The 13316-nt window shown below is 73.7% G+C and carries 12 protein-coding genes; 7 read left to right on the top strand and 5 right to left on the bottom strand.

The annotated features are described in order from the left end of the window. Nucleotides 1-27: 27 nt before the first annotated feature. Entirely contained in the window at nt 28-4974 is a 4947-nt protein-coding gene (locus ACWEK3_RS31075; protein ID WP_453251114.1) for an ATP-dependent helicase, read from the bottom strand. Nucleotides 4975-5087: 113 nt separating this feature from the next. Here ACWEK3_RS31075 and ACWEK3_RS31070 point away from each other — a divergent pair, with 113 nt between their 5' ends. Genes ACWEK3_RS31070 through ACWEK3_RS31060 form a run of 3 tightly spaced genes read left to right on the top strand, consistent with a single transcriptional unit; the run spans nt 5088 to nt 7005 of the window. Next, the gene (locus ACWEK3_RS31070) at nt 5088-6053 is read left to right on the top strand and encodes an AraC family transcriptional regulator (RefSeq protein WP_450539975.1); all 966 of its coding nucleotides are present in this window, start codon (nt 5088-5090) and stop codon (nt 6051-6053) included. Then, on the top strand, nt 5954-6700 hold the full coding sequence (locus tag ACWEK3_RS31065) for an AzlC family ABC transporter permease (protein ID WP_361415170.1): 747 nt from the start codon (nt 5954-5956) through the stop codon (nt 6698-6700). Before ACWEK3_RS31070 ends, ACWEK3_RS31065 begins: the two co-directional genes overlap by 100 nt. Next, on the top strand, nt 6697-7005 hold the full coding sequence (locus tag ACWEK3_RS31060; RefSeq protein ID WP_100570754.1) for an AzlD domain-containing protein: 309 nt from the start codon (nt 6697-6699) through the stop codon (nt 7003-7005). Before ACWEK3_RS31065 ends, ACWEK3_RS31060 begins: the two co-directional genes overlap by 4 nt. Nucleotides 7006-7038: 33 nt before the next feature. Here the strand turns inward: ACWEK3_RS31060 and ACWEK3_RS31055 are convergent, their stop codons facing one another. Continuing rightward, nucleotides 7039-7983 carry a hypothetical protein gene (locus tag ACWEK3_RS31055; RefSeq protein ID WP_453251113.1) on the bottom strand — a complete coding sequence of 315 codons (945 nt, stop codon included), beginning with the start codon at nt 7981-7983 and terminating at the stop codon, nt 7039-7041. Nucleotides 7984-8063: 80 nt separating this feature from the next. Here ACWEK3_RS31055 and ACWEK3_RS31050 point away from each other — a divergent pair, with 80 nt between their 5' ends. The 4 genes from ACWEK3_RS31050 to recX all read left to right on the top strand — a co-directional run bounded on the left by ACWEK3_RS31050 (nt 8064) and on the right by recX (nt 11806). Beyond that, on the top strand, nt 8064-8258 hold the full coding sequence (locus ACWEK3_RS31050; protein ID WP_225075952.1) for a DUF3046 domain-containing protein: 195 nt from the start codon (nt 8064-8066) through the stop codon (nt 8256-8258). A gap of 60 nt (nt 8259-8318) precedes the next feature. Further along, entirely contained in the window at nt 8319-9545 is a 1227-nt protein-coding gene (locus ACWEK3_RS31045) for an AI-2E family transporter (protein ID WP_450539970.1), read from the top strand. Between the two features lie 302 nt (nt 9546-9847). Beyond that, on the top strand, nt 9848-10963 hold the full coding sequence (gene recA, locus ACWEK3_RS31040; RefSeq protein WP_384433278.1) for a recombinase RecA: 1116 nt from the start codon (nt 9848-9850) through the stop codon (nt 10961-10963). A 3-nt stretch (nt 10964-10966) separates the two neighbouring features. Next, a complete protein-coding gene (gene recX / locus ACWEK3_RS31035) occupies nt 10967-11806 on the top strand; it encodes a recombination regulator RecX (protein WP_450539968.1) in 840 nt (279 codons plus the stop codon). A gap of 260 nt (nt 11807-12066) precedes the next feature. Here the strand turns inward: recX and ACWEK3_RS31030 are convergent, their stop codons facing one another. The 3 genes from ACWEK3_RS31030 to ACWEK3_RS31020 form a co-directional block, all read right to left on the bottom strand. After that, entirely contained in the window at nt 12067-12480 is a 414-nt protein-coding gene (locus ACWEK3_RS31030) for a rhodanese-like domain-containing protein (RefSeq protein WP_453251112.1), read from the bottom strand. Then, entirely contained in the window at nt 12477-13052 is a 576-nt protein-coding gene (locus ACWEK3_RS31025; protein WP_453251111.1) for a cysteine dioxygenase, read from the bottom strand. Before ACWEK3_RS31025 ends, ACWEK3_RS31030 begins: the two co-directional genes overlap by 4 nt. Before the next feature lie 111 nt (nt 13053-13163). Next, nucleotides 13164-13235 (bottom strand): putative leader peptide, encoded by a 72-nt coding sequence (locus ACWEK3_RS31020; RefSeq protein ID WP_324838480.1) that lies wholly within the window; start codon nt 13233-13235, stop codon nt 13164-13166. Nucleotides 13236-13316: the final 81 nt, after the last annotated feature.

The following is a 13316-nucleotide window of genomic DNA, read 5'->3' as shown; positions in this document are numbered from 1 at the left end:
GCGTGGGGGTTTCTCCCGCTGCCCGGATCAGGCGCGCAGGCGCAGTCCGCGCGGGGTCGCTATGAAACCCGCTCCTTCCAGGAGGGCGCCGAGGGGGGAGGTCAGGGCCGAGGCCCCGTTGATCCGCTCCACCGTCACCGTGCCCAGCGAGCCCGCGCGGGCGGCCGCGGCGAGCGCCTCGGCGGCCGCCCGCAGACGCGGGTCGTCACCGGCCTCGCCGTCCGGGTCGGCCGGCCAGGCCAGCAGCGTCTTGCCGCCGCGCTCCATGTACAGCGCCAGTTCGCCGTCGACGAGCACCACCAGGGAGCCGGCCTTGCGGCCCGGCTTGTGTCCCGCGCCGGTCGGCGGCTCGGGCCAGGACAGGGCGGCGCCGTAGGCGTTCGCGGGGTCGGCGGCGGCGAGGACGACCCCTCGGGGCCCGGTGTCGGCGGTACGGGCACGGTGGTCACCGAAGCCGTTGCCGTACGGGAAGGCCGACCCGCCGCCCCTCGGGCCACCGCGACCCGGTGCGGCCAGGTCCCGGGGCGAGACGTAGTCACCGGGGGCCGGGCGGCCGGAGTCCAGCCAGTCGACGTCGCCGCCGAAGTCGCCGCCGAGGCCACCGTCGAAGTCACCGCCGAGTTCGGCGGCGGGGAAGCCGGAGTCGATGCCAGCGGGGCCCCGGGAGCCGTCGGGGGAGCCGAAGCCGTCGGGACCACCGCCCCCGGAGACCACGCCGGGCAGGCCCTCGCCCCGCTCACGGGCGTTCGCCACCGCGCGCAGCCGGTCCACCGCGCCGTCCATCGCGAACTGCGCGGCACCCAGGCCCTCCACCACATAGCCCCGCCGGGCCTGGCCGCTGTCCTCGAAGGCGGACAGGACCCGGTACACCGCCGAGAAGCCACCCTCGACGCCCTCCGCCCCCACCGCGCCCCGCGTGACCACGCCGTGCCGGTCGAGGAGCGTACGGGCCAGGGCGTGGGCGCGCACGGTGGGGTCGGGGTCGCGGACCGGCAGCAGTGACCAGCGGCCGGCGACGGTCGGCGGGCCGCTGCGGGACGCGGTGCGGGCGGCGGCCGTCAGCGATCCGTAACGCCCGCGCGGGACCGCGCGCTTGGCCCGGTGCGCGGTGGAACCCGCGGTGCGGCCCGAGCCCAGCAGGGAGCGCATCGGGGCGAGCGTGTCGTTGGTGAGCCGTCCGGACCACGCCAGGTCCCACAGCGCGTCGGCCAGTTGGGGATCCGTGGCCTCGGGGTGGGTGGTCGCGCGGACCTGGTCGGCGATCTGACGGAAGAACAGGCCGTATCCGCCGGAGAGCGAGTCCAGGACCGACTGGTGAAGCGCGGTCGGCTCCAGCGGGTGCGGGGGCGGCAGGAGCAGCGGGGCCGTGTCCGCCAGGAACAGGGAGACCCAGCCGTCCTTTCCGGGCAGCGCGCCCGCGCCCGCCCACACCACCTCGCCGGCCGCGGTGAGTTCGTCCAGCATCGACGGGGTGTAGTTCGCCACGCGGGACGGCAGGACCAGCTTCTCCAGCGCGGAGGCGGGCACGGACGCGCCCTGCAACTGCTCGACGGCGCGCACCAGTCCGTCGACGCCGCGCAGTCCGTGCCCCTTGCCGATGTGCTGCCACTGAGGCAGGAACTGCGCGAGCGCGGCCGGCGTCACCGGCTCCAGCTCGTGCCGCAGCGCGGCCAGCGAACGCCGGCGCAGCCGACGCAGCACGGTCGCGTCGCACCACTCCTGGCCGATGCCGGCCGGATGGAACTCGCCCTGTACGACACGGCCGCCCGCGGCGAGCCGCTGGAGCGCGCCCTCGGTGACCGCCACGCCCAGGCCGAAGCGGGCCGCGGCCGCCGCCGACGTGAACGGGCCGTGGGTGCGGGCGTAGCGCGCCAGGAGGTCGCCCAGGGGGTCCTTCACCGGCTCGGTGAACGCCTCCGGGACGCCCACCGGCAGCGCGGTGCCGAGCGCGTCGCGCAGCCGGCCCGCGTCCTCGATCGCGGCCCAGTGGTCGGCACCGGCGATCCGGACCCGGATGGCCCGGCGGGCCCCGGCCAGCTCCCGCGCCCAGCCGGGCTCGGCGCCCCGCTCGGCCAGCTCGGCCTCCGAGAGCGGACCGAGCAGCCGCAGTACGTCGGCGACGCCTTCGACGTCCTTCACACGGCGGTCCTCGGCCAGCCACTGCAGCTCGCGCTCCAGCTCCACCAGTACCTCGGCGTCGAGCAGTTCGCGCAGCTCCGCCTGGCCCAGCAGCTCGGCCAGCAGCCGCGAGTCCAGCGACAGCGCGGCGGCGCGGCGCTCGGCGAGCGGCGAGTCACCCTCGTACAGGAACTGGGCGACGTACCCGAACAGCAGCGAACGCGCGAAGGGGGACGGCTCCGGGGTGGTGACCTCGACCAGGCGCACCCTGCGCGACTCGACGTCGCCCATCAGCTCGACGAGGCCCGGCACGTCGAAGACGTCCTGGAGGCATTCGCGGACCGCCTCCAGCACGATCGGGAACGAGCCGAACTCGCTCGCCACCTGGAGCAGTTGGGCGGCGCGCTGGCGCTGCTGCCACAACGGGGTGCGCCTGCCCGGGTTGCGGCGCGGCAACAGCAGCGCGCGGGCGGCGCACTCGCGGAAGCGGGAGGCGAACAGGGCCGAGCCGCCGACCTGGTCGGTGACGATCCGGTCGACCTCGCCCTTGTCGAAGGTGACGTCCGCGGCCCCGACGGGCGCCTGCTCCGCGTCGTACTCCAGGCCGGCCTTCACCGGCTCCTGGTCGAGCAGGTCCAGGCCCATCAGATCGGCGTCGGGCAGGCGCAGCACGATGCCGTCGTCGGCGTGCATCACCTGCGCGTCCATGCCGTACCGCTCGGACAGGCGGGCGCCGAGCGCCAGCGCCCAGGGGGCGTGCACCTGGGCGCCGAAGGGGGAGTGCACCACGACCCGCCAGTCGCCCAGCTCGTCGCGGAAGCGCTCCACGACGATCGTCCGGTCGTCGGGGACGTGCCCGCAGGCCGCGCGCTGCTCCTCCAGGTACGACAGGACGTTGTCCGCGGCCCACGCGTCGAGGCCGGCGGCCAGCAGACGCAGCCGGGCGTCCTCCTCCGGCAGCGAGCCGACCTCGCGCAGGAACGCCCCCACCGCACGGCCCAGCTCCAGCGGGCGGCCCAGCTGGTCGCCCTTCCAGAACGGCAGCCGGCCCGGCACGCCCGGGGCGGGCGAGACCAGGACCCGGTCGCGCGTGATGTCCTCGATGCGCCAGGAGCTGGTGCCGAGCGTGAAGACGTCGCCGACCCGGGACTCGTAGACCATCTCCTCGTCCAGCTCGCCGACCCGGCCGCCGCCCTTCTTGGGGTCCGAGCCGGCGAGGAACACCCCGAACAGGCCGCGGTCGGGGATCGTGCCCCCGGAGGTGACGGCGAGGCGCTGCGCGCCGGGGCGGCCGGTGATCGTGCCCGCGACGCGGTCCCACACCACGCGCGGGCGCAGCTCCGCGAACGCGTCGGACGGGTAGCGCCCGGCGAGCATGTCCAGGACGGTCGTGAACGCCGACTCCGGCAGTGAGGCGAACGGCGCCGCCCGCCGGACCAGGGCGAGCAGGTCGTCCAGCTGCCAGGTGTCCATCGCCGTCATCGCCACGAGCTGCTGGGCGAGGACGTCCAGCGGGTTGGCGGGCACCTTGAGGGACTCGATGGAGCCGGAGCGCATCCGCTCGGTGACCACCGCGGCCTGGACCAGGTCGCCGCGGTACTTCGGGAAGACCACGCCGGTGGAGACCGCGCCGACCTGGTGTCCCGCGCGGCCCACCCGTTGCAGTCCGGAGGCCACGGACGGCGGGGACTCGACCTGGACGACGAGGTCCACGGCACCCATGTCGATGCCCAGCTCCAGGCTGGAGGTGGCGACCACCGCGGGGAGCCGGCCCGCCTTGAGGTCCTCCTCGACCAGGGCGCGCTGCTCCTTGGAGACCGAGCCGTGGTGCGCGCGGGCGATGACCGGCGGCGCGCCGTGCGCCGCGCCGGAGCCGCCCATCAGCTCGGCGGGGGAGTGGTGTTCGTCCAGGGACTCGCCGGTCGCCCGCTCGTAGGCGATCTCGTTGAGCCGGTTGCACAGGCGCTCGGCGAGCCGGCGGGAGTTGGCGAACACGATCGTCGAGCGGTGCGCCTGGACCAGGTCGGTGATCCGCTCCTCGACATGTGGCCAGATCGAGGGCCGCTCCGCCCGGTCGCCGCCGTCGGCGACCGGGGAACCGCCCAGCTCGCCCAGGTCCTCGACGGGGACGACCACCGACAGGTCGAACTCCTTGCCGGACTCCGGCTGGACGATCTCCACCTTGCGGCGGGGCGACAGATAGCGGGCGATCTCGTCGACCGGGCGGACCGTCGCGGACAGGCCGATACGGCGGGCGGGCCTCGGCAGCAGCTCGTCCAGGCGCTCCAGGGACAGCGCGAGGTGCGCGCCGCGCTTGGTGCCGGCCACCGCGTGCACCTCGTCCAGGATCACCGTCTCCACGCCGGTCAGCGCGTCCCGGGTGGCCGAGGTCAGCATCAGGAACAGCGACTCGGGTGTGGTGATCAGGATGTCCGGCGGGCGGGTGGACAGGGCGCGGCGCTCGGCCGCCGGGGTGTCGCCGGACCGGATGCCGACCTTCACCTCCGGTTCGGGCAGGCCGCGGCGGACGGACTCCTGGCGGATACCGGTCAGCGGGCTGCGCAGGTTGCGCTCCACGTCCACGGCGAGGGCCTTGAGCGGGGAGACGTACAGCACCCGGCAGCGCTTCTTCGGATCGGCCGGGGGCGGGGTGGAGGCGAGCTGGTCGAGCGCGGCGAGGAAGGCGGCGAGGGTCTTTCCGGAGCCGGTCGGGGCGACCACCAGCACGTCCGAGCCCTCGCCGATGGCCTGCCACGCCCCCGCCTGGGCGGCGGTGGGCGCGGAGAAGGCCCCCGTGAACCAGCCGCGGGTCGCGGGGGAGAAGCCGTCGAGGGCCCGGTGTGCGTCGCTGACCATGAATCCATCGTGCACCCGGCCACTGACAACGCCCTGCGACCTGGGCGTGCCCTCGGTCGCCCGAGGCGGCCCCGGCACTGGTGGAGCCGCGCCGACGACGGAGAATCGGGGGTATGGCGGCAGCGGGTGAGGAGCGGGCGCGGCACTGGCAGTACGACGAACTGCCCGGTGTCGATCTGCTGCGGGCCCGCTACGTCCGCAAGGAGTTCGTGCGGCACACCCACGAGCACTTCGTGATCGCCGCCGTCGTCGAGGGCGTGGAGGTGTTCCACCACGGGGGGTCCGACCAGTACGCGGGCCCGGGGATGCTGGCGCTGGTCAATCCCGACACCCCGCACACCGGACGGGCGGCGGTGCCCGAGGGGTGGCGGTACGGCGCGGTGTATCCGTCGCCGGAGCTGGTCGCCGAGATCGCCGCGGAGACCACGGGCATTCGCGGGACGCCGGGCTTCGTCCGTCCCGTGTTCGACGATCCGTACGCCGTCGGGCTGGTGCACCAGGTGCTGCGGGCCACGGACGAGGGCAACGCGCTGGCCGCCGACACCCTGCTGCGGGTCGCCGTGACGCGCCTGCTGCGGCTCAACGGCGGGACGCTGCCGCAGCGGGAGATACGGACGGCGGGCGCGAGGACCGCGGCACGCGCGCGTGCCGTCCTGGAGGAACGGATGGTTGAGCCGCCCAGCCTGGAGAGGCTTGCGGCCGACCTGGGCAGCAGCCCGTTCGCGCTGCTGCGGGCCTTCCGCAACGCCTACGGAATGCCGCCGCACACCTGGCTGACCGACGCCCGGGTGCGCCGGGCCAGACGACTGCTGGACGCGGGCACCGCGCCCTCCGAGGCCGCCGTCGCCGTCGGCTTCACCGACCAGTCGCACCTGAGCCGGCACTTCACCCGGATCGTGGGTGTGCCCCCGGGCGCCTACCAGCGCGAGCGCAAGAACGTACAAGACTCCGGGGCCCGGCTCTTCCTACCCTCGACGCCGTGGCAGAACAGACAGCTCTCGCAGACATACGCGCCGACGACGGAGGAAAGCCCGACGCCGCCGTCGTACGGGACGCCCTGGGGGTCGGGGTCGCCGTAGGACTGTCCGGGTTCGCCTTCGGGGTGACCTCGGCGGGCAGCGGCCTCACGCTCTGGCAGACGTGTGCGCTCAGCCTGCTGGTGTTCACCGGGGCCTCCCAGTTCGCGCTGGTGGGGGCGCTGGCCGCCGGAGGCAACCCGTACACGGCGGCCGCGGGCGCCTTCTTCCTGGGCGTGCGCAACGCCTTCTACGGGCTGCGCCTGTCGCAGCTGCTGGCCCTCCCGCGCGCGGTACGGCCGTTCGCGGCCCAATGGGTCATCGACGAGACCACCGCCGTGACGCTGGCCCAGCCCACGCGGCGCAGCGCGCGGATCGGCTTCACCGTCACCGGGGTCACCCTCTACGTGCTGTGGAACCTCACCACGCTGCTGGGCGCGCTGGGCGCCAAGGCCCTCGGCGACACCGACGCGTGGGGCCTGGACGCGGCCGGGCCGGCCGTGTTCCTGGCGCTGCTGGCGCCGATGCTGAAGACCGCCACCGAGCGGGCCGTCGCCGCTCTGGCCGTACTGCTCGGGCTCGGTCTGCTGCCCGTGCTGCCGGCCGGGGTGCCGGTCCTGGCGGCCGCGCTCGCCGCGCCGGCCGTGCTGTACCTGCGGGGCCGCCGCGGGAGCGGCGCCCGTGACGACGTACGAGAGGGAGATCGTTGAACATCTGGATCGCGGTGGCGGTGACCGCTGTCGGCTGCTACGCCGTCAAGCTGGCCGGGCTGCTCGTTCCGGCGGGTGCCCTGGAGCGGCCGCTGGTGAAGCGGCTCGCCGCGCTGCTGCCCGTCGCCCTGCTGGCCGCGCTCACCGCCCAGCAGACGTTCGCCGACGGGCACACGCTCGTGCTGGACGCGCGGGCGGCCGGGGTCGCGGCCGCGGCTGTGGCGCTGCTGCTGCGGGCGCCGTTCCTGGTGGTGGTCGGGGCGGCCGTGCTGGTGACGGCGGGGGTGCGGGCACTGACGGGGTGAGCCGGGTGAGCCGGGGCGCGTACCGGTGGTGGTTCAGCCGATGGGCCGGCCGTAGGCCCTGAGGGTGCGCAGCGCCTCGATCGTGACCATGGGACGTGCCTCCAGCGCGGTGCCCGGAGCCCACTGGAGCCACGTGACCGGCCAGCCGCCGTCCTCCTCCTGGCGGCCGGCCAGGTGGTCCAGGGACCGCTTCATCTCCTCGTCCGTGAACCACGCGCGCGCGAGGGAGCCGGGTGTCCGCGCGTAGTCGTGCGGGAAGTGGTGCTCCCCGGGGGCGTAGCCCGGTGCGACCGGGTAGGCCTCCGGCCGCTCCGGGTCCAGCAGCGCCAGGCGCCGGTCGCGCACCAGACGGCCGAGCCGGTCGGCGGCCGCACGCGCGCGGGTGCGGTCGGGTGCCGAGTCCAGGAAGGTGACGGCCGCCCCGATCTCGTACGGGTGGGAGGTCGCCAGGGACTCGACCCGCTGCCAGCAGAAGTCGGTCGCCCGGAACAGCCAGGCGTGCCACACCTCGTTGCGGTGCAGCAGGCCCACCACCGGTCCGGTTGCCAGGAGGTCGCTCGGCGGGTCGTCAACGATCGGCACGAAGGGGGCCGCCGGATAGCCGCGCTGGCCGGGATGGACCGCGGGCAGCGCGCCGTCGGGAGTGGAGACGGAGGTCAGGTAGCGGCACACGCGCTCCACTCGCTGCCCGCCGCAGCGGCCGACGGTGTCCAGCACACGCAGCGCGTGCGCGGTGTGCAGCGGCTGGCTGACGGGGCCGCGCAGATCGGGCTCCAGCGCGTGACCGTACCCGCCGTCCTCGTTGCGGTAGGCGTCCAGCGCGGTCTCCACCGGATCCGCGCCGCCGTTCAGGAAGTGGTACGCGAACAGCCGCTGCTCCAGCACGCGCGCGGTGAGCCACACGAAGTGCTCGGCGCGGAACAGCGGGGAGGACGCCGGGGGCGGCGGGGGAGAAGGGGGAGTTCCGGTCTCGGCCATGCGTCCGACCGTAGGGCGGAAAGCGGTCTCGCCCGGTGGCCCCGGAACGAGGTCACCCGCAGGGGCGGGATACTGGGATCATGCGGTTGACGGTCTTCTGGGAGCGGATGGCGGAGCACTTCGGCACGGGGTACGCCGAGACGTTCGCGCGCGACCACGTGATGTCGGAGCTCGGCGGGCGCACGGTGCACGAGGCGCTGGCGGCCGGCTGGGACGCGAAGGACGTGTGGCGCGTGGTGTGCCAGGTCATGAACGTTCCGCGGGAGAGGCACTGACCGGACCCGAGGATCGCGGGCCGGTGCCGGGCCGCCGGCGGCGTCGGCGAGACTTGCACCGTGGCACCCACTGACGAGACCGGGCAGACGGCCCCGCACGCATCCCCGTTCGCTACGACGCCGCCTCCCCGGTCTCCGCTACCGGCCGAGGGCGCAGCAGGGCCCGGCAGCCGCATGCCCCGCTGGCTGCCGCGGGCCATGGTGCTCGCGATCGGCCTCGTCGCCGCCTTCCAGCTCGGCAGCTGGGCCTTCCACCAGCTGACCGGCCTGCTCCTCAACGTCCTCATCGCGTTCTTCCTGGCCCTCGCCATCGAGCCCGCGGTCAGCCGCATGGCCGACCGCGGGATGCGGCGGGGGCTCGCGACCTTCCTGGTCTTCCTCGGTCTGGCGATCGCGTCCGCGGGCTTCGTGACGCTGCTCGGCTCGATGCTCGCCGGGCAGATCATCAAGATGGTCGAGGGCTTCCCGGAGTACCTCGACTCCGTCATCAACTGGGTCAACACCACGTTCCACACCGAGCTCAGACGGGTGGACGTGCAGGAGGGCCTGCTCCACTCCGACTGGCTGCGCAAGTACGCGCAGAACAGCGCCGCGGGCGTGCTCGACGTGTCCGCCCAGGTGCTCGGAGGCCTGTTCCGGCTGCTGACGATCGCGCTGTTCTCGTTCTACTTCGCCGCCGACGGTCCGCGGCTGCGCCGCACCATCTGCTCCCTGCTGCCGCCCGCCCGCCAGGCGGAGGTACTGCGCGCGTGGGAGATAGCGGTCGACAAGACCGGCGGCTATCTGTACTCGCGCGGCCTGATGGCGCTCGTCTCGGGGATCGCCCACTACGTCCTGCTCCAGGCCCTGGGAGTGCCGTACGCGCTCGTGCTCGGTGTCTGGGTGGGCCTGGTCTCGCAGTTCATCCCCACCATAGGGACCTACCTCGCGGGCGCCCTGCCGATGCTGATCGCCTTCACGGTCGACCCCTGGTACGCGCTGTGGGTGCTGGTCTTCGTGGTGGTCTACCAGCAGTTCGAGAACTACATGCTGCAACCCAAGCTGACCGCGCGGACCGTGGACATCCACCCCGCGGTCGCCTTCGGCTCGGTCATCGCCGGCACCGCCCTGCTCGGCGCCGTGGGCGCGCTGATCGCCATTCCCGCGGTCGCCACCCTCCAGGCCTTCCTGGGCGCCTATGTGAAGCGGTACGCCGTCACGGACGACCCCCGCGTCCACGGCCACCGCGGACGCGGTCCGGTGCCGGGCCTGCTCGACCGCGCGCGCCGGCTGTGGCGTGCCCGGTAGGACGTACTCGGCAGGACGTACGTGGCAGGACGTGATCGGCAGGGCGTTGCGGCGCCCTGCCGATTGTGCGTCCCCGCGAAGGACGGGCGTGCTCCGGCGCTGCCGGTGCGCTTGACACGAAAATCGAACATCCATTCTTATGGGGGCTCCGGCGAGGCTCAACGGAAGGGATTTCGCCCCGGTTCGTGGGGAGAAGTGCCTGAGTTATCCACAGGCCGGACGTGCGTCGGGGCGCATTGTCAGTGGCAGGCGTTAGCGTCTTTGACGTGAAGCGATCGACTCAAGCAAACCGGGTGGAACCCATGGCAGGAACCGACCGCGAGAAGGCGCTCGACGCCGCGCTCGCACAGATTGAACGACAATTCGGCAAGGGCGCGGTCATGCGCATGGGCGAGCGGTCGAAGGAGCCGATCGAGGTCATCCCGACCGGGTCGACCGCGCTCGACGTGGCCCTCGGCGTCGGTGGCCTGCCGCGCGGCCGAGTCGTGGAGATCTACGGACCGGAGTCCTCCGGTAAGACGACCCTGACCCTGCACGCGGTGGCGAACGCGCAGAAGGCGGGCGGCCAGGTCGCGTTCGTGGACGCGGAGCACGCCCTCGACCCCGAGTACGCGAGGAAGCTCGGCGTCGACATCGACAACCTGATCCTCTCCCAGCCGGACAACGGCGAGCAGGCCCTGGAGATCGTGGACATGCTGGTCCGCTCCGGCGCCCTCGACCTCATCGTCATCGACTCCGTCGCCGCGCTCGTCCCGCGCGCGGAGATCGAGGGCGAGATGGGCGACAGCCACGTGGGTCTCCAGGCCCGGCTGATGAGCCAGGCCCTGCGCAAGATCACCAGCGCGCTCAACCAGTCCAAGACCACCGCGATCTTCATCAACCAGCTCCGCGAGAAGATCGGCGTGATGTTCGGCTCCCCGGAGACCACGACCGGTGGCCGGGCCCTGAAGTTCTACGCCTCGGTGCGCATCGACATCCGCCGTATCGAGACCCTGAAGGACGGCACGGAGGCGGTCGGCAACCGGACCCGCTGCAAGGTCGTGAAGAACAAGGTCGCGCCGCCCTTCAAGCAGGCCGAGTTCGACATCCTCTACGGCCAGGGCATCAGCCGCGAGGGCGGTCTGATCGACATGGGCGTGGAGCACGGCTTCGTCCGCAAGGCCGGCGCCTGGTACACGTACGAGGGCGACCAGCTCGGCCAGGGCAAGGAGAACGCGCGCAACTTCCTCAAGGACAACCCCGACCTGGCCAACGAGATCGAGAAGAAGATCAAGGAGAAGCTGGGCGTCGGCGTACGGCCGGAGGAGCCGGCCGCGGAGCCGGGCACGGACGCCGCGGTCACCACCGCTGCGGACGAGGCGGCCAAGACGGCACCCGCCAAGGCCACCAAGCCCAAGGCCGCCTCGGCCAAGAGCTGACCCGTGACACGGCGAACCGACTGGGCCGAGTACGAGCACGAGCACGCGTACGAGCACGCCGCCTTCGGTGCCCCACGGGGGAGGGGCACCGGGGACGCGCTCGGCTCGGGCACGGACGGAGACGGCGTGCACGGGGATGCCGAGCCGGACGGCGGTGTGCCTTGGGACGACGACGGACAGCGGCGCGCGGGTGGCCCACCCGTGGGTGGTGCGCGCCGGGGCGGCTCGCGTGACGGCGGGTCGCACGGTGGACGCGGACGCCGTCGGCGCGGCTTCGGCGAGGCGTCCGCCGAGGACGGGGGCACCTTCTCCTCGCCGAGGGCTGAGCAGGGGGAGCCTCCGGGGGACCCGGTGGAGCGGGCGCGCGCCATCTGCCTGCGCCTGCTCACCGGGACCCCGCGCACCCGCAAGCAGCTCGCGGACGCCCTGCGCAAGCGGGAGATCCCGGACGAGGCGGCGGACGAGGTCCTGTCCAGGTTCGAGGAGGTCGGGCTGATCGACGACAGCGCGTTCGCGGACGCCTGGGTGGAGTCCCGGCACCACGGGCGCGGACTGGCCCGGCGCGCGCTCGCCCGGGAACTGCGGACCAAGGGCGTCGACGCGGCACTGATCGACGAGGCGGTCAGCCGGCTCGACGCCGATCAGGAGGAGGCCACCGCGCGCGAGCTCGTCGCCCGCAAACTGCGCTCCACCCGTGGCCTCGACCGAGACAAACGGCTGCGCCGTCTCGCCGGGATGCTCGCCCGCAAGGGCTACTCCGAGGGCCTGGCCCTGCGCGTAGTTCGACAGGCGCTGGAGGAGGAGGGCGAGGACACGGACTTCCTGGCCGACGAGGGGTACTGAGCCGGCGCCCGCCGGGCGGCCGGCGCCGGGAACACGAACAACGGGGTGCGCAGGCTCAGCGTGCGATTACGGGAGGGGCCGACGGCGCGGGCCGACAGCCTCGGCCGGTCCCCTCGTCCCCTGCTCGGCAGGCGGCCCGTCCGTGCCTGTTCCCGCACCCTCCCGAAGACCGCTGGTCGTCGTCCGGCTCCTCGCGGCCGGTCTGCTGCTCGGCGGCTGCGGCCTGCGGCCCGGCGCCACGAACACCCACGACGGCCCGCTCACCCTCGGCCGTCCCACGGCGTCACCGGCAGTCCGGCCGAGCGCCATGCCTGGAAACCGCCGACCAGGTCGGTCGCCCGGAGCAGCCCCAGCTGGTGCAGGGAAGCGGCCGCGAGACTCGACGCGTAGCCCTCGTTGCAGACGACGACCACGCGCAGATCGTGGCCGGCGGCCTCGGGGACACGGTGGCTGCCCAGCGGGTCCAGCCGCCACTCCAGCTCGTTGCGCTCCACGACGAGGGCGCCCGGTATCAGGCCGTCCCTCGAACGCAGCGCGGCGTAGCGGATGTCCACCAGGAGGGCGCCGCCGGCGCGGGCGGCCGCGTACGCCTCGCGCGCCTCGACGCGCTCGTAGCCCTGGCGGACCCGCTCCAGCAACTCGTCGATTCCGACGGGTGGTTGGGGCGTGCTCACTGCCAGTCCTCCGGGCGCTCGACCTGTTCCAGGCGCAGTGTGTGCCCGGTGCGGCTGTAGCGGCGGATGCGGGGCAGCGGCGGATGGTAGGCGTGCACCGAGACGGCGTGCCGGTCGGTGGACTCGTTCAGCACCTCGTGCACGTGGTGGCGGCCGAAGGATCGGCCCCGCCCCGCCCGGAGCCGCCGTTCGCGGTCCACCCCCTCGGTGAGTTCGAGGGTCTTCCAGCCGTCGGTGGGCAGCCGGGCCGCGAGCGAGTTCTCCTTCAACTCGCCCGCCGCGGTGACGAAGGCGCCCACCGAGTCGGCGTGGTCGTGCCAGCCCGTGCCGGTGCCGGGCGGCCAGCCGATCAGCCAGGCCTCACTGCCGCCGGGCCCCTCCAGGCGCACCCAGGTGCGGCCCTCCGGGTCGAGCGGAAGCGTGGCGATCAGCCCGGCGTCGGCGGCGGCGCGCCGTACGAAGTCGAGGAGTTCCGCCTGTGTCGGCGCCTGCACGGAGGGCGCGGACCCGGCAGGTGAGGAGGCGTCAGGGGAGAGGTCGGGAGCCGGGGGTCCGAGGGGCGAGACAGACACGTACACCGTCCTGAAGAGCGTTCGCGAAAGGCGCGCGGCGGCACAGGGCACGGACGAAGGACGTACGGGAGTGTGCGAGTGAGGCGGCGCGCCGGGGGAGGGAAGGCGAGTTCAACAGGCCGGACGACACACGCAGCCCGCATAGCGGACGAGGTCCATGTGGACCCTCCGCCACAGGCGCACATCGGTGTCGGTCACGTTCCGGAGTAGACCACGGCGGTACGGACCGGTCAACTCGTCGTCACCCCGTGGACCGCACGGCAC

Source organism: Streptomyces sp. NPDC004721, from assembly GCF_053601495.1.
Note: the sequence above shows the minus strand (reverse complement) of the source record. Positions and strands in the feature narration are given on the sequence as shown.